General features: G+C 59.3%; 13 protein-coding genes, 1 tRNA gene, 2 rRNA genes and 3 pseudogenes (1 of these 19 running past the window's edge). 2 read left to right on the top strand and 17 right to left on the bottom strand.

Annotation, left to right across the window (positions count from 1 at the left end):
* Positions 1-84 precede the first annotated feature (84 nt).
* Positions 85-465, bottom strand: a complete 381-nt coding sequence (locus YP76_RS11445) for a c-type cytochrome (protein WP_046763748.1) — start codon at positions 463-465, stop codon at positions 85-87.
* A 153-nt stretch (positions 466-618) separates the two neighbouring features.
* Complete coding sequence (locus YP76_RS11440; protein WP_046763747.1) at positions 619-861, bottom strand: YdcH family protein; 243 nt, start codon at positions 859-861, stop codon at positions 619-621.
* A gap of 177 nt (positions 862-1,038) precedes the next feature.
* Between YP76_RS11440 and YP76_RS27005 the strand changes: the two are divergent.
* Positions 1,039-1,407, top strand: a pseudogene (locus YP76_RS27005) (transposase); the annotation flags it as partial.
* Here YP76_RS27005 and YP76_RS11435 read toward each other — a convergent pair.
* The 3 genes from YP76_RS11435 to YP76_RS28680 form a co-directional block, all read right to left on the bottom strand.
* Positions 1,393-1,680 (bottom strand): HigA family addiction module antitoxin, encoded by a 288-nt coding sequence (locus tag YP76_RS11435; protein WP_039286522.1) that lies wholly within the window; start codon positions 1,678-1,680, stop codon positions 1,393-1,395. The pseudogene YP76_RS27005 and the gene YP76_RS11435 overlap by 15 nt on opposite strands.
* 11 nt (positions 1,681-1,691) lie before the next feature.
* Positions 1,692-2,009 (bottom strand): type II toxin-antitoxin system RelE/ParE family toxin, encoded by a 318-nt coding sequence (locus YP76_RS11430; RefSeq protein ID WP_332307414.1) that lies wholly within the window; start codon positions 2,007-2,009, stop codon positions 1,692-1,694.
* Positions 2,010-2,707: 698 nt separating this feature from the next.
* Positions 2,708-3,040, bottom strand: a complete 333-nt coding sequence (locus YP76_RS28680; RefSeq protein ID WP_232307537.1) for a hypothetical protein — start codon at positions 3,038-3,040, stop codon at positions 2,708-2,710.
* Here YP76_RS28680 and YP76_RS11420 point away from each other — a divergent pair.
* Positions 2,996-3,865, top strand: coding sequence for an SDR family NAD(P)-dependent oxidoreductase (locus tag YP76_RS11420; RefSeq protein ID WP_046764072.1), 870 nt, complete (start codon positions 2,996-2,998; stop codon positions 3,863-3,865). The two genes, YP76_RS28680 and YP76_RS11420, sit on opposite strands and share 45 nt — an antisense overlap.
* A 37-nt stretch (positions 3,866-3,902) precedes the next feature.
* Here YP76_RS11420 and YP76_RS29370 read toward each other — a convergent pair.
* The 12 genes and pseudogenes from YP76_RS29370 to YP76_RS11365 all read right to left on the bottom strand — a co-directional run.
* Positions 3,903-3,971, bottom strand: a pseudogene (locus YP76_RS29370) (IS200/IS605 family transposase); the annotation flags it as partial.
* A 321-nt stretch (positions 3,972-4,292) separates the two neighbouring features.
* The gene (locus YP76_RS11415) at positions 4,293-5,747 is read right to left on the bottom strand and encodes an amidohydrolase family protein (RefSeq protein ID WP_084733117.1); all 1,455 of its coding nucleotides are present in this window, start codon (positions 5,745-5,747) and stop codon (positions 4,293-4,295) included.
* 129 nt (positions 5,748-5,876) lie between these two features.
* Positions 5,877-7,157, bottom strand: a complete 1,281-nt coding sequence (locus YP76_RS11410) for an MFS transporter (RefSeq protein WP_046763744.1) — start codon at positions 7,155-7,157, stop codon at positions 5,877-5,879.
* Complete coding sequence (locus YP76_RS11405; protein WP_046763743.1) at positions 7,154-8,473, bottom strand: MFS transporter; 1,320 nt, start codon at positions 8,471-8,473, stop codon at positions 7,154-7,156. The genes YP76_RS11410 and YP76_RS11405 overlap by 4 nt, the downstream gene beginning before the upstream one ends.
* Positions 8,454-9,122, bottom strand: a complete 669-nt coding sequence (locus YP76_RS28255) for a hypothetical protein (protein WP_046763742.1) — start codon at positions 9,120-9,122, stop codon at positions 8,454-8,456. Before YP76_RS28255 ends, YP76_RS11405 begins: the two co-directional genes overlap by 20 nt.
* A 10-nt stretch (positions 9,123-9,132) precedes the next feature.
* Positions 9,133-9,846: a hypothetical protein gene (locus tag YP76_RS11395; RefSeq protein ID WP_046763741.1), complete on the bottom strand. Its 714-nt coding sequence runs from the start codon at positions 9,844-9,846 to the stop codon at positions 9,133-9,135.
* Positions 9,847-9,903: 57 nt separating this feature from the next.
* Positions 9,904-12,198, bottom strand: coding sequence for a TonB-dependent receptor (locus tag YP76_RS11390; RefSeq protein ID WP_198147469.1), 2,295 nt, complete (start codon positions 12,196-12,198; stop codon positions 9,904-9,906).
* Between the two features lie 110 nt (positions 12,199-12,308).
* Positions 12,309-12,995: a LysR substrate-binding domain-containing protein gene (locus YP76_RS11385; RefSeq protein ID WP_232307518.1), complete on the bottom strand. Its 687-nt coding sequence runs from the start codon at positions 12,993-12,995 to the stop codon at positions 12,309-12,311.
* A gap of 135 nt (positions 12,996-13,130) precedes the next feature.
* Positions 13,131-13,211, bottom strand: a pseudogene (locus tag YP76_RS29255) (hypothetical protein); the annotation flags it as partial.
* 925 nt (positions 13,212-14,136) lie between these two features.
* Positions 14,137-14,213 (bottom strand) — tRNA-Met (locus YP76_RS11375).
* Between the two features lie 162 nt (positions 14,214-14,375).
* Positions 14,376-14,490 (bottom strand): 5S ribosomal RNA (gene rrf / locus YP76_RS11370).
* A gap of 131 nt (positions 14,491-14,621) precedes the next feature.
* Positions 14,622-16,573, bottom strand: a 23S ribosomal RNA gene (locus YP76_RS11365); it runs 859 nt beyond the window's last position.

Below are 16,573 nucleotides of genomic sequence, written 5' to 3'. Positions count from 1 at the left end.
CCGGAACAGCACCGCACGCCGCCTTCATCGGCCGTGCCGCGCATGCGGCTCCCGTCCCGATGGCGCGTTTATCCACGCTTCCCTTCACTTTACGGGCGCGAAACATCGCGCCATGGCTTCGTCATCCGACGACGGCTTGCCGCATGGGTTGAGGTCATGGAGGAATGCGATGATGTCCGTCACTTCCTGGGGCGACAGGACAAAACGGGGCATATTCCGGTGACCGACCTCAAGCCCTTTGAGGAATGCCGGCTGCAAGGCGTCGACCGGATATTGCCGATAAAGATTTCGGAAGGGCGGCGCGAGCGGGTCGGGGCTTTTGTCGGCTTCGCCGATGGCATGGCAACTCGCGCAACACCGCTCCGCCAGTTCGCGCCCTCGAGATACATCTCCAGCATTCCCGGCCGCGGTCATGGTTGCGACACCCGCCAGCGAGAGGCTGATTGCAATGGCGGCCTTCCACATGGTTCTTTCACCCCGACGACAGGAAGTCTGAATAAATCCGAAGTCGGCCGCTGTCCAATCCAGTCGACAGCCCAGCTGGGCTCTCCACCTGTCCCCTTATGCTCGCAGCACCCGGCGGACCGAACGCATGGCATCCGGCCCTTTTTCGGAAGATCAGGCCAGCTGCGAGAGCGCGTGGGTGATCTGGTCCTTGATCGCCAAGCGGCGCTTGCGGAGTTCGGTTTCGTGATCCTGCGATGTTGGCTGAACATTCGTTTCGGCCACATGGATCTCGTCGTTGACTGCATCATAGGAGGCGAGCAACTGCGCAAAAACCGGGTTCGAAACCTTCAGCGCATGAATCTTGTCCATCTGGCCCGGAAACTCTTCGCCCAAGGTGTGCGGGGTGTTCGACATGTCTCGCTCCGTTTGTGGTTACACGACAGGGAATAGTCGGCGCGTTGGAGAGGGCCCATAAGTATATTTCCCGATCTTCCGTCATGCTTCCGGGAATTCCGCTGCTCTACCCCGGCCCGGCAGCATCCGGCGCAGCGTATCGTCCCTGACCACGTAATGGTGAAAGAGGGCGGCCACGACCGGCGAGTGTTGAGCGGGATCATCTTCGTCAATCGCAACGGGCCGCGCTGGCGGGCCGCGCCGAAGGGCTATGGGCCGCACAAGACGCTGTACAACCGCTGGAAGCGGTGGGGCGATAAGGGGCGTGTTCCTGCGGATGATGGAAGGTCTGGCTGCGCCCCAGTCTTCCGAGCGTAAGACGGTGATGATCGACGCGACCTATCTCAAGGCGCACCGCACGGCATCGGTGCCGCCGCTCTGTTGGACGAATTTCCCAAAGCCCAATGGCTGCTCACCGATCGTGGCTACGACGCCGACTGGTTCCGCGATGCTTTGCAGGAAAAGGCTGGCGTTGCGACCGCACGGGGAGAATCAAGCCGCCAGCAGCGGCTTGATTTCTTCGATGTCGGCGGCCTGATCCACCAGCAAATCATAATGCGTCTGGAGGTTGAGCCAGAACTCCGGCGTCGTACCAAGTGCCTTGGACAGGCGCTTGGCCGTGTCCGGCGTGACCGAAGTCCTCTCCTCGCACAGCCGCTCGATGCGGGTGCGAGGGACATGGATATGCTTCGCCAGCTTGCCAGCGGAAATGCCCATCTCCTCAAGGAACTCATGCTTGAGGATTTCGCCGGGATGAACCGGGGTTTTCAACATGGTCATGACGACTCCCTTCAATGATAATCCACGATCTCTACGCCTTCCGGGCCTTTGTCGGTCCAGACGAAACAGATACGCCATTGGTCGTTGATCCGGATCGAATGCTGGCCCTCACGGTCATCGGACAGGGCTTCCAGCCTGTTACCCGGAGGCGACCGCAAGTCTTCCAGATTCATCGCCGCCTCAAGCATAGCGAACTTCCGCACAGCAGCCCGGAAGATGTCGTTCGGGAAGCCCTTGCCCGGCTTGCCCACCAACACCTGTTCAACCAACTTCCCTTTGGCGCTCTGTATCATGAACTGATACGTATCATTTCGTGATACATAACGCAAGGGGTTTACCGGCCCTTTCTGTGGCTGGCCCCTCGCTCATCGAAATCATCCTTAGATCCTTATGGCGGAACTGGATCGTCAGGCCTGCACCTGTGGGCAGTCGGATAAGGCCGTTGCCAGCATGGGCAGACAGATCTTTGCGCTGCTCGCCGCGGATCGGAAGAGGACTTGACAGTGAATCCATGCCGTTCAAAGGCGCGGCAAAATGGTTGGTTCCCGATTTCAACTGATGGGCATGCCCGACCCTATGTGGCCATCCAGAACTCAAATTTATATTCCGATGTCGGTCTGGTCCGCTATTCAGACCACGCACTCCGAAACTGGCCGACTGAGGCCCGACCGGTAGCCCATTGGTAAATTGACAAAGCGGCCGTTTAGCTGAGCGAAAAAATCCAGGATTCCGCGCGATCAAGCAGTCGGCCTCCTTTCATCGCACGAACGCGAGCCCGAACCTGAATCGAGTCATCCGCCGGTTATAGAGCGATTTCCAGTCAGATGGCATCATCTGACGGTTAAGGAATCGCGGCAAATAAAAGACTTATAGCGGCCGATCTGATTCAATCAGACGGAATCCGCTCTAATCGACCGATGATACGGCATGGGACGCGGCCATGGGAATGCCCATGACCGCCGCGAACATCCAGAAGTTCATATACGCACTCGCGCAAGAAGATGCTGGGTATCGTCGATCCGGGGGGTCATGTGCTGGTTCCTACGATGTTCAGGCTGTGCAGGGCAATCATCCGTTCCTCATCGGTGGGGACGACCAGAATTTTCACCCGGCTGTCCGGCAGATTGATGACGGGGCCATTGCCTGCATTGGCAAGCTCGTCGATTTCCAGCCCAAGCCATTCGAGCCGTCGGCAGATCCGGCTTCGGACATCGGCGTTATTCTCCCCGATGCCCGCCGTGAAAACGAAGCCGTCGAGACCGCCCAGGGACGCAGCGAGGGCGCCGGCTTCGCGTGCGGCGCGCCAGATGAACAGATTGATGGCTTCCTCCGCCTCCGGCGCATCGCTGGCCGCACGCACGCGCTTGCGCTGGCGAAACACGGCGCCCGTGTTGTAGTCAATGACATGAATGCCGATCAGGCGGATGCTGTTGCAGAGGAAATCAAAGCCTCTGGCGGGGAAGCTATCGCTTTCGCGGCAAGCGTCACCGATCTGGCGGCGGTGACCGCGATGGTTGAAGCAGTCATCGCCCGTTGGAGCAAAGTCGACATATTGGTGAATAATGCAGGCATTCTGCGCGACAAGAGTTTCGCAAAAATGAATCTGGACGATTTCCGGCTGGTGCTGGATGTCCATCTGATGGGCTCGGTCAATTGCACCAAGGCGGTCTGGAACCATATGCGTGATCACGGCTATGGCAGGATCGTTTTCACGACCTCTTCGTCGGGCCTCTACGGCAATTTCGGGCAGGCCAATTATGGCGCGGCCAAAATGGCGCTTGTCGGCCTGATGCAAACGCTCTCGATTGAAGGGGAGCGCAGCAATATTAAGGTCAACTGCCTTGCCCCAAGCGCGGCCACCCAGATGACGAACGGGCTGTATTCGCAGGAAGTCTTGTCCACCCTGGGGGCAGAAATCGTCAGCCCTGCGGTCGTAGCCCTGGTTGCGGAGAACGCGCCTAACCGTCGCATCTTGCTGGCAGGTGGCGGCAGTTTCGAACAGGCCAACATCACCATGACTCAAGGCCTCTTCCTTGCAGAAAGCGATGATGTGGCGAACGACATTCTTGTCAGGCTGGACGAGATCGCGGATCGTACGGATGAAATGATCCCGCTTTCAGGGGTTGAGCAGCATCAGTTTGAATCCGCCCGCCAAGTCGCGAAATCCACGGCATTTGCTGACTGAATGACTGACCGGCTGACGCCGGTAGGATCATGGCGGGGGGCTTGAAGCCGTTCTTGTGGCCATACCTATCGAGATAACGCAGGATGGTGTCATCGGTGATGTTGCCCACCTGGCCTGCCGTGACAATGAAGGGAAGCACTCCGGCGTATCGGCAACCGCATGGCTGTTCATAGCTTCCATCCAGCTATTTGCCTGTCGCATCGCAAGGCTATGAATTCTCATCGAATAATTATGAATCGGGCTCTCAGCCCCTCAACAGCGCCGCAGGTTTCGGCTATATTGCAAAGTGCCGCCGTTCACCGAGGAAGAATGGTGGCACCTGGCCAACAATGCGAACGAATATAAACATCATCCATCCAGCAAACTCAATGTGGGATATGATACGCCATCAGTGAAGTGGCACAGCTTGACCCTAGTTTCCGCCGATTTACTGCCAACTCCATTTGCTGCGTGTCTCGATATACTCATCCAGTCCTGTCACCTTCAATATGCCGCCTAGTTCCCGCTCGGCATTGTCGAGGACGCGGCCGGTTTCGATCGAACGATGCACACCGTTTGAAACAAGCAGTTCCCCGTCGACGTAAACGTCCCTCACGGCGTTGGGATCGTTCGAATAGATCAGGTTGGACAGTGCGGTCTGGATAGGCGCCAGGGGCAGGCTGCGCGGATCAATAACGATCACGTCGGCCCTTTTTCCGGCCTCAAGCGATCCGATCTCATCTTCCATGTGCAGCGCCGCAGCACCACCGCGCGTCATCAGTTCAAGCGCTGTTTCGGCACCGCCGAAATTAGCGCTTTCCAGCTTCTGCTTCTGGAACAGCATGGCCATCTTCATGGTTTCCCAGACGTTCTGGCTGTTGTTGGTCGATGCGCCATCGACGCCGAGACCGACGCGCACGCCCTTGGCCATCATGTCCGCCAGACGCGCCACACCGGCGGCGTAATAAGCATTCGCCACTGGATTGTGCGAGATGCCCGTTTGACGGGCGGCCACGCAATCGATTTCGTAATCGTCGAGCCAGACCGCGTGGGCGATCAGCGTGCGCGGGCCAAGGACTCCCAGATGCTCCAGTTCCGCGACGCTGCCATGGCCGAATCGCTGGCGGCTTTCGTCCCGTTCGTCCTGTGAGCTCGCCACATGCATGGTGAAGTGCGAATTGGTGTCGATCGCAAGCCTGTGCATCGCCTGAACCATCTCGGGCGTGCAGCGCAGGACACCCAGCGCCTCGGGCACAATCGAAATCCGATCCGAATTATAGGCCTTTTGTAGACGATGGATTTCATCGGCGGCCTGCGCCGGTGTTTCCCGAAAAAGCGCGGGGATGGATTGTGACGCACTACTCTCGTCGGGATTGTCCATGACGATCCGCGATATGATCGAGCGGATGCCGACCTCCCGGACAGCGGTAATCACGCCGTCCATCGATTCTCGATGCGGGGTGCAAATCTCGCCGCTGGCCGTGGTGGTAACGCCGGTGGAGAGCAGTTCGAGTGCCGAAAGATAAGCGCCCGCTTCACCCGCCCCCGCGCTCATGGCGTTCAGGACCGACCACATTCCCTTGGCGAACCAGACCTCAAGCGGCATCTCGTCATAGATGCCGCGCATCAGTCCGTTGCCCAGATGGGTATGGCAATTGACGAGGCCGGGCATGACGATACGGCCCTGGCATGATCGCCGGGAGATTTCGGCCGCAATGCTCGCCAGTTCCGACGCCGGGCCAACGGCCTGGATGCGGCCGTCCTTCATCCAGACATACCCGTTCCTGAAGGCACGGCGCTGATCGTCCATGGTAAGCACCATCGCATCGGTCAGGATCACTTCGGGGCCTTTGGCCGTCAGTCTATCCGCTCCCGGCCGCGCTACGCCTACACCATCCGTCATCAAACAAGCCCCTCTGGAAGCCGCAGGCAGAACACGCCATGGGCTGCGATCAATGCCGCCCTTATCGGAAGTTCGAAGGCAACGAGGCCATCAACTTCCGGTCTTTATCAACAACCGATTGTCCGCCGATCATCCTGCCAGCACCCCTAGCTTCAGCCTGCGGAAGCCGGGCATTCCCGCGATCAGCAAGCCGGCCGACAGGATGGCGCATCCCGCAAAAGTCCACGACAACGACAGATCGATGGGCGACGAACCCGGCAGATTGTCGTTGAGCAGGCCCACCACCAACGGCCCAAGCGCAGCCGAGCACAGGCCCACCAGCGCGGTATAAAGCGCGGTGAGCTGCCCCCGCAGCTCATTGGGCGTAATTTCCGATATGACCGCGAGAACGGCAACGGCGGGAAAATTCGCGAACGCGCCGGAAATGGCGAACATAGTCATGCAGAGCGCCCCGGTCGGCATTATGGGAGCAAGCGCGCCGGGCGCCAGGCAGGCGAAGGTGCCGAACAGGCATATGGTCCAGGATGCGTGGTTATTGCCGCGCCCCGCGAGCCAGGTCGTCAACGGCCCTACGCTGAACGAACCCAGCGCGCCGACCACTGCGGCGATCCCACCAAAGGTCACGGCGACATCGTCGGCCGTCCAGCCATATTTGCGGATGAACAGCGAAGGCATGAAAGCCAGCTGGCCGTACATCGCCAGAAAGGCGATCGCGACACCGCCGAACAGCGTCGCCAAGGTCCAGATCCGGCCGCGCACGAAATGAATCACCGCTCCGCGCGTGACCGCTTCCTCGCTCAGCTCCTGCCGGACCGGTTCGCGAACGCAAAGCAAGGCGAGCGGGATGAAGAGGCCGAGTGACCCAAACAACAGCATGGCCACCTGCCATTCGTGAAGGCCGAGGCCGTCCGCCCAGCGCGCGCTGAGCGAGACAGCCAGAGCGCCCGCGAAATAGGCCCCGGCCGTCCCGAACGCGGTACCTGCCGCGAAGACGCCATAGCCCGCCGCGCGCTTGTCGGGATGGAACATGTCGGCGATCAGCGAAGCGGACCCCGGCTGGACGATCGATTGAACAGCGCCGGTAACGATACGGCCGATCATCAGGATGGCGTATGAGAAAATGCCGAAGCCGGTCGCCGCGCTCCAGATCAACCCCGCGCCCGCGAGCAGCGAGCAACGGTTGAAACGATCGACCAGCCACCCCGAAAGCGGCGCGAACAGCGTATAGGGGAGCGCGAAGCACGCGCCGGTCAGCAACCCCACCTGCGTATCGGTAAGATGGAAATCGGCGCGGATCGGCTCGACGAACAGGCTGAGCCCGATACGATGAAGAAAGGCGATGGTGTAAGCAAAGGTCAGCACCGCCGTCATCGTCCATGCCTGACGCGCCGAGGGCCATGAGATGGTCATAAAGCCGCTTCCCTTCGGACCGCATCATTCCTGAGCCGCGCCAGCAGGACCAGCCCGACGACAAGCAGCAGGGTCGCGACGCCGAACACGCCGAATTTCTGCTCGCGGGTCACGAATGTCGAGACCGCGACAAGCAACGGCGCAACGAAACTCGATGCGCGGCCGATCATGACATAAAGGCCAAACGCCTCACCGAGTTTCGCCGGGTCCGCTACCGCCACGAGCAGCGATCGACTCGATGCCATGATGATCGCTAGCGCACCGCAGGCCGTCACAGCGAGGGCAAGGAATATCCGGTCGACGGCTCTCGGCAAGCCGGCCGGGGCTTCGATCGGCGGCGGCGGCTCCAGAACCAGCACCATCGCGATCATGATCGTTAGCAGCAGCATCGCGAGCAGCGCTATGAAGAGCGTCCGATAGGTACCAAGCCGGGCTTCGATCCGACCCGCCGCCGCCCCGAACAATGCGCCCATGAACAGCCCGCCCAGGCCCAAGATGGAAACCTGCGCCGTGCCCCATTTCAACTGCGTCGCCGCGACGATCGCGATGAAGGAGAACAGGCACATTGTCCCGTCCCAATAAAACATCCGGGCGATCAGGAAGCGGCGCAGGCGCATCTGATCCATGAGCCGTGGCAGGATACGCGAAAACTCGCCGGCGCCTTCGCGCAACGCCACCCGCATCGACGGAAAACGCGTGGGAGGCTGCGGACAGAAGAAGAGGCACGGCAGCATGAATAGGGCGAGCCAGATGCCGCTCCCCGACGACAGCGCCCGCGCGACGGTGGCATCCTCGCAACCCGAGGTGCTGGCGAGATAGCCGAGTCCGAGAAAAAGGATGCTGGCCGCAAAGCCGAGCCCGACTCCAAGCGCGCTCAGGCGGCCCGTCTCGTCCGGGCGAGCGACCGAGGGGATCAGACTGTCGGTGTAGATGCGCGAAAGCTCGATCGCGAGTTGCGCGACCGCGACGGAGAGCAGGGTCCAGACGATAAATCCCGGTCGCGCGGTCGCAAACCAGAGGCTGGCGACGGCGGCCAGCACGATTATCAGCATCGCGATGATCCAAGGGCGGCGGGTGCCGGTCGCGTCAGCGAGCGCGCCGGCTAGCGGAGCGAGCAGAATCAGCGCGAAGCTCGTCGCCGAAAGACTGTAACCCCATAACGTCGTACCCTGGATCGGGTCCGCCGCCAGGGTGCCCACGAAGAAGGGCGGGAACGCGAGCGACAGCACGAAAGAGAAGAAGGGCTCGCGCGCGAAATCGGCAAGCGCCCAGGAAAGCTGACCGCGCCGTGCGGTCTCAGCCGAAACGGGCGACACCGAGCACAACCATGACCCCGGAGAGCCCCCACATGAACGGCGCGATGATCTTGGCCTTGGCCAATGAGTCTGCGAACAGGGCGTCCACCTCAGGACTGCGGCCTTCGGCGGCGAGACGCCGGAAGCCGATCGCCCAGGCACGCATGATATGGCGTAGTACGAGGCCCACTATCACCATCGCTCCGAACACGATCAGCTTGAGGGCAATGAACGTCTGCGGGACGGGATTGCCCGTCAAAAGCGACAGTCCACCTGCGCCGATCAGCGCAGGCGCGAGGACGTAGCGGATGCGCGTATCGATGATCCGGAGCAGATCACCTTTCGCTGTGCCCGTCAGGCGATAGCCCTGAATGTTCAGGGCAAGCCACGCAACCGACCCAATCCAGACTGCGATCATGAAGGGGCCATCCTGCAACCAGGCAGTTCCGTAAAAGGACGCAAGCTGAAGGCCAACCGGCAGAAGTAGCGTAAAGGCGATGCGCGGCATCAGATCGATGCCGAATGCCGCCATCAGGAAGCGGCGGCGCTCATCCAGCGACAGTTCCGGGTTCGCGACATAGCGCGAGGTCACGAACACGCCCCAGTCCGCGCCCAGCCAATAGGCGAAAAGCAGCAGATGAATGATGATCAGCGCGGTCTGGACCGTCATCGCCACTTCCTCATTGATTAAACTCGACAAGTTCATACGTGGTGGCCAGATAGCCACCGACGCGGATCTTCACGATGATGAAATCGTCGGGCATGACCCACAACTCTTCGGTGGGATGCTCCACGGGCAGCGAGCCTTCCAGCCGGAAGAGATAATGATCGACCTCGAACGTACCGGCCCGGACCGTGATGGTCGTTCGGCCGACATATTCAATACCAAATGCAATCGGATGCAGCATCGGGCCGGAGCAGCCATCATGCTCCAGCGAGCTGAGGAAGCTGCGCCCCATCGGCTGCATCTTTTCGCCGCTCTGATGATCGTAGGCGGCCAGATGCCAGCAATCGCAGGATAAGGGGTGCGGACCGAAGGTTTCGATCGGCGCATCGAGCGTGATCCGCTGCTCGACCCGCCCGAGATCGCGATTCCATGCCTGCACCTCGCCGTCCGAGCCATCGAACCGAAACCAGCCGGTTCCGAGCAGCGATCCATTCTTGATCAGCCGGACATAGGAATCGATCGGATTGAAATCCTTGTCGACCGAGTAGACCACGTCCTTCGAAACCGAGCGGTCGAAAATCTCGCAGGTTGCGTGGAGGGTCCTGCTGCCATCCGGTGCAACGCTGACGGAAAATCGCTCGACCCCGCGAAGCCCGACGGTGTCGCTGATAGATTCGACAATACCGGAATAGTACCGCCGCCCCTGCGCTGCATCTGATGAAGTCATCTTATGGTTTCTCCCTCTCGGATGTCGTGAATGGGCCTTGTCTTCTCATTCCTTGCGTCAGTTGAAAGAATAGCGCGCGGAAAGCGTCCATGTGCGCGGCGCGTTGAAGTACATCGCGTTGAACCCGAGCGACGGGATGAAAAAGTTACCGGTCGCATAGGATTCGTTGGTCAGGTTCTTCACTGCGAATGCCAGGCGCCAACGGGTATCGTCGGTCTCCCAGGCTATCTGGGCATCGACCATATCGTAGCCATTCTCCATCGCGGCAATCGCGTTACAGGAGCTATGATAGAAGCTGCTCTTGTGTGTCCAGTTGCCGCCCATTGTCACGGCGCCGCCTAAAACCGAGCGGATATTGTAGTTTATGCCGACATTGCTGGAGAATTTCGGCGCGAACTTCTGCTTCAGGCTCTTGGTTCCGGTGCCGACGGGGCCGCAATCCGCGACCTGATCGAAGTTGATCTTGGTATATTTGGTGTCGAGCAGGCCGAGCGAGCCGAACAGCTCAACGCCGGGTGCGGGAACCGCCGTCACCTCAAGTTCGGCGCCCTTCGTCCGAACGTCACCGACCGAGAAGCGGGTCAGCGCACCAGTCTGCTGGTTCGTACCCGTGCCCTGAAGATCATCGATCTTATTGGTGAACAAGGCGAGGTTGGTACGCAGGCGGCGGTCGAACCAATCGGCCTTTACGCCGGCCTCGTAGGCCAGCACCTTCTCCGGCGCGATCGCTTCCAGCGCGTAGAGTTGCGAGCTGGATTCACGCCCGTCGAAGCCGCCCGATTTGAAGCCCTTCGAGACCGAGCCGTAGAGCATCACCCCGGGAGCAAGCGTATAATCGACCGCAATGCGCGGGGTGAAGGACGACCAGCTCTTCTTGATCTGCCGCTCCAGCGGTGCGGTGATCGCGCCCGCGGGCGATGCGACCGTGCAAGCGCCCGAGGAATAGACGGTGCGACCAGTCGGCGCGACGCAGACCTGCTGCTGGATGCCCGAGGCACTGAACACCGCCGCATCGAAATCCTTCGTGTCGCGCGTCCAGCGCAGGCCCGTGGTGACGGTCAGCCGATCGCTGAAATGCCAGCTTCCCGATCCGTAGAGGGCAATACTGTGGGCATCGAGCGAAACGTCGCTGTACGGGTTCTGGCCGAGCGGCACGAAGATGGCGTTTTCGGTGATCTGACTGTTCTTTTCCTTGAACCAGTAGCCGCCGACCACATAATCGAGCATGCTGCCGAGCGTACGGCCGCTCAGTTGAAGCTCCTGGCTCAGCTGATCCTGCTTCTGATCCTGATAGAGATGAAGGCAGGGGAGGTTCGCCCCGAAGCAAGTGTCCTGACCATCGGCGTCAAGCGAGATTTCATAAGTCATCTCACGCCATGCGCTGATCGATTTGAGCGTCGCACCACCGAGATCGAAACTCGCCGTCAGCGAAACACCGCGCTGATCGAGCTTGCTGATAGGATCGGTGAGGTCGGAACGCAACGTATGGACATTGGTATCCCCGTCATACTGATCCTTCTTGTCCCACGGGCCGAGGTCATTTGGCGGCTGCAGCGATACGCCGACTGCATAGCCAGGCGTCGAGCGATCGCGCAGCTGATCATAGGAGAGAAGGATGTCGGTTGAATCCGACGGTTGCCATCTCAGGCTTGCGCGACCCGCAAGGACATCCTGATCATTCACGCGCTTGTTGTTGACGAGGTTGAGATCGACACCGTCGCGATTGCGCGAAAGAAACGCGACCTGGCCGCTCAGCCCGGATGCGATCTCACCCGAAAGGCTGGCCTTCACGTCGATCCGGTCATAATTGCCACCGGTCACTTCGAGCATCGCCCGCGTATCGGCGTCCGGCTTGCGGCTGACGAGCTTGATCGCACCCGCGGAGGTGTTGCGGCCGTAAAGCGTGCCCTGCGGGCCACGCAGAACCTCGATGCGCTCGATATCGTACAGGTCGAACAAAGCGCCGTTCTGGCGCGGAATATAGATGTCATCGACATAGATGCCGACCGGCGCATCCGCCGTGAAGAAGCTCTCATCCTCGCCGATACCGCGCAGCGCCGCCCGGGCGCCGTTTTGCAGGCCGGTGTTGCTCTCCATCCAGAGATTGGGTACTTGGCTGGCGATATTCTGCACAGTGGCGATCTGGTTGCGATCGATGCTCGCCGCATCGAAAGCCGTTACCGCGATCGGCACTTCCTGAAGCTTCTCCTCGCGCCGCTGCGCGGTGACGACGATGTCGCCCAGCGTGGAATTCTGGCTGTCCAGAGTCTGGGCACATGCAGGCGCATAGGCTGCAAGCGCGGACCCCGCAGACAGGCTGAGCAAAGTCAAACTACGAAATTTGGCCCCCATGTTTCCACCCTTTCGCATTGTTTAGCGCCGGCCGGCCCGGTTTTCGAATGCTTCGGCCAGGGGATGATGTTGCGGCGGGTGAAGTGTTGAATGCCATCAACTGTTTGTCTTTATAGGCAACCGGCGGTTGCCTCCGGCGTAGGGGCGAGCCCGCGCGCCTCAACCAGCGCGCGCACTTTCTGCAGGAAGCGGACCGAATCCGGCGAACGCGTGCTGTTCTTGCGATAGAAAACTGCAGTGGGGCGTGTCCAGGGCTCGGCATCAACATCGAGGACAGCAAGCTTTCCGGCTTCCACGTCCCGGCGAACCATCTCGAGTGGCAAAAGGAACAAGGCATCGGATTGCTGGACGAGGCTTACCGCGAACGTCACGGAATCGGTCCTGAACTGCGCGGCGGGCAGATTGAGACCATGCCTGTCGAAGCTTTCACGAACCTCGTCCATGGCCCTGTCATCGTCCGCGCCGGTGATCCAAGGATAAGCCGCAAGCTCGGACAAGGGAACCGCAGCGCGACCGGCAAGCGGATGATCCGCGCGCCCGAACACATGATAGCGCTCCACCTTCAAGATCTGATGGCCGACAATCGGCTCGATTGTATCGGTCGTCAGAATGCCGACCACGACATCGAGTTTGCCGCTGCAAAGCTGCGGTATCAGGGATTCGATCGTGCCTTCCATGACGGTGACCGAAAGTTTGGGATTATGCTCGCGCACGGCGAGAATGGCGGCTGCGGCGATTTCCATCGCGGCCGCAGCCCCCGCCCCTATCGCAAGCTGGTTCGTGCCCGTGCCGAGCAATTGATCGAGTTCCCGGCGAAGGCTTCGCGCTTCCGCGTCGATATTGGCGGCCCACGGCGCGATGCGATCGGCAAAGAGCGTCGGCTTGACCGATCTGCTGTCCCGATCGAACAGGCGGACGCCCAAGCTTTCCTCAAAGCGCCGGATACTTTTGCTCAGCGCCTGGGGAGTCAAATTGCACTGCTCGGCCGCGCGCCAGTAGCTTGCCGTCTCCATGAGCGCCAGAAAATGGCGCAACTGCCTGATTTCCATTTCCTGTTCTCGCCCTCACCTGATCGCAGCGGGCTGTCGCCAGTATCCCAACCCCTCCGACCTTGAGTATTTGTCCGGACTAATTCAGCGTTTGCAAGCGATAATTCGGGATCGGCATACACCTTTGGGCGTCGCAGCGAGCGTGCTATGATCGGCCCTTTCAACCTAAAGTTAGGACCGTCGTAATTTCCAGATCGATTCCGCGAACCGGACTCTCGGCAACGTCCCAGCCTTCGGCCCCAAAGCCGCCATTGAATCGGCCCGGGAAGAGGAGATTGTTGTTACGCGATATGCGCCGCTGGCGCACGGTCGGCATTGGCTCCAGCTATGCCGCTGGCCGCATGATCCATCGCCTGCTCCAGCGGCGTGGGCTTGGCACGACATGTCCTATCTGGTCGAATAATATCCCCCGGCGGCACAAGAGCCAAATGACTCTTCAGGAATATGCCGATCAAATCTGAGCGCACCGACAAACCGTTTACGCTGGGTCCGGCGCGGCCGGATGAAGGGGCGGTTGGCCAAGGTCGGATCCCAGCGCATCCGGCTCGTCGACCTCCAAAACAACTCAACAGGAGAGTCGCCATTCACGTCGCCCATTGGGCAAGACGCAGATATTGAGGCCTCCGCCATCGGCTTTTTTGATGGGACGATCGGAGGGAAGAATCGACTGGATAAGGGTGCCGGTCAGCACGGATCAGGACTCCTGAAAACCGTGCGCAGGACTTAAAATCCTGCCTTTCGAACCAACACATTTACCAACAAATCCCATGCAAACCACCCTGGGCGGTTATGATCCGATATGAGACCATATTGCATGAGGTAACCGCATGAAAGAAGCGGATTTTATGACATCCATTTGGGACGTTGTTGGTCCATCTGGACCAAAGTTTGGTTGCGGGAGTAGGATTTGAACCTACGACCTTCAGGTTATGAGCCTGACGAGCTACCGGGCTGCTCCATCCCGCGACACCATAGATGTTGGCTCAGGGATAACGGAGGCTTCAGCCTCCGCAAGGCCGAACGGCCGTCACGCCTTATGGCGTGGTAGCCAAGGTCCCGGATGGGACCGCCGGCGCCTGAGGCCAACAAACAAAGTGAATGGGTTTTTATCAAAGCGCGAGCTGTAATGCCTGGCGACGCCCTACTCTTCCGGGGCTTGAGCCACAGTACCATCGGCGCAGACTGGTTTCACGGCCGAGTTCGGGATGGGATCGGGTGGGTCACAGACGCTATGGTCACCAAGCAATAGAGCTTGCGCTTTGGGTTTTAATCGGTGCCGTGCATTTTACGGTAGATATATCTGGCATGAGGTTGATCACCACATTCAATGGCTGACGCTGGTTTGTGTCCAGTGTTGTCATTGATGGTGGGACTCTCAGGCGCGATCAGAGCAATTAGGACCGGTTAGCTCCATATGTTACCACACTTCTACATCCGGCCTATCAAGGTCGTGGTCTACGACCGCTCGAAGAAATCTTATCTTGAGGGAGGCTTCCCGCTTAGATGCTTTCAGCGGTTATCCCGTCCATACATAGCTACCCTGCTGCGCCGTTGGCACGACGACAGGTACACCAGAGGTATGTTCAACCCGGTCCTCTCGTACTAGGGTCAACTCCTCTCAAATTTCGACGCCCACGGCAGATAGGGACCAAACTGTCTCGCGACGTTCTGAACCCAGCTCACGTACCACTTTAATTGGCGAACAGCCAAACCCTTGGGACCTGCTCCAGCCCCAGGATGTGATGAGCCGACATCGAGGTGCCAAACGATTCCGTCGATATGAGCTCTTGGGAATCATCAGCCTGTTATCCCCGGCGTACCTTTTATCCGTTGAGCGATGGCCCTTCCACGAGGGACCACCGGATCACTATGACCGACTTTCGTCTCTGCTCGACTTGTCAGTCTCGCAGTCAGGCGGGCTTATGCCATTGCACTCTAACAGACGGTTTCCAACCGTCCTGAGCCCACCATCGCGCGCCTCCGTTACTCTTTAGGAGGCGACCGCCCCAGTCAAACTACCCGCCACAGAGGGTCCCTGCACCGGATAACGGTGCGAGGTTAGACATCAGAAAACAACAGGGTGGTATTTCACCTATGGCTCCACGACAACTGGCGTCATCGCTTCAAAGCCTCCCACCTATGCTACACAGTTCTTTCCTAATGCCACTCTGAAGCTGCAGTAAAGGTGCACGGGGTCTTTCCGTCTAACCGCGGGTACTCCGCATCTTCACGGAGAATTCAATTTCGCTGAGCATATCCTGGAGACAGTGGGGAAGTCGTTACGCCATTCGTGCAGGTCGGAACTTACCCGACAAGGAATTTCGCTACCTTAGGACCGTTATAGTTACGGCCGCCGTTTACCTGGGCTTCAATTCAGAGCTTGCACTCCTCCTCTTAACCTTCAGGCACCGGGCAGGCGTCAGGCCCTATACGTCGTCTTGAAGCCGACTTAGCAGAGCCCTGTGTTTTTGCTAAACAGTCGCTACCCCCTGGCCTGTGCCCCCCACAAAAAGTTGCCTTAATGTGGGGCCTCCTTCTTCCGAAGGTACGGAGGCAATTTGCCGAGTTCCTTCAGGATACTTCTCTCAAACGCCTTGGTATACTCTACCATTCCACCTGTGTCGGTTTAGGGTACGGTCTATACGGAGGGGCTATTTCCTGGGACAACTTCACTGCCCGGACCAATCCAATAAGGCCGAACAATTTACGCCATCCGTCACACACCTCCAGGCCCACGAATATTAACGTGGTTCCCATCGACTACCCCCTTCGGGCTCGTCTTAGGGGCCGGCTTACCCTGCTCAGATTAGCTTTAAGCAGGAACCCTTGGAATTTCGGCGACAGTGCATCTCACACTGTTAATCGCTACTCATGTCTGCATTCGCACTTCCGATACCTCCACGACCCATTACCAGATCGCTTCAACGGCCTACGGAACGCTCCGCTACCGCGTGATCGTAAACGATCACACCCTAAGCTTCGGTGCACGTCTTGAGCCCCGTTACATCTTCGCCGCAGGATCTCTTATTTAGACCAGTGAGCTGTTACGCTTTCTTTAAAGGATGGCTGCTTCTAAGCCAACCTCCTGGTTGTTTTGGAAATCCCACATGCTTTCCCACTTAGACGTGACTTGGGGACCTTAGCTGTAGGTTAGGGCTGTTTCCCTTTTGACGACGGACCTTAGCACCCGCCGTCTGTCTGCCGGACTAGACTCGTTGGTATTCGGAGTTTGGTTAGTATTGGTAGATCTCGCGACCCCCGCAACCATCCAGTGCTCTACCCCCAACGGCAATCATCCGACGCTCTACCTCAATAGATTTCGCGGA

It is taken from the genome of Sphingobium chungbukense (assembly GCF_001005725.1).
In the GTDB taxonomy this organism is placed as follows: Bacteria; Pseudomonadota; Alphaproteobacteria; order Sphingomonadales; family Sphingomonadaceae; genus Sphingobium; species Sphingobium chungbukense.
Note: the sequence above shows the minus strand (reverse complement) of the source record. Positions and strands in the feature narration are given on the sequence as shown.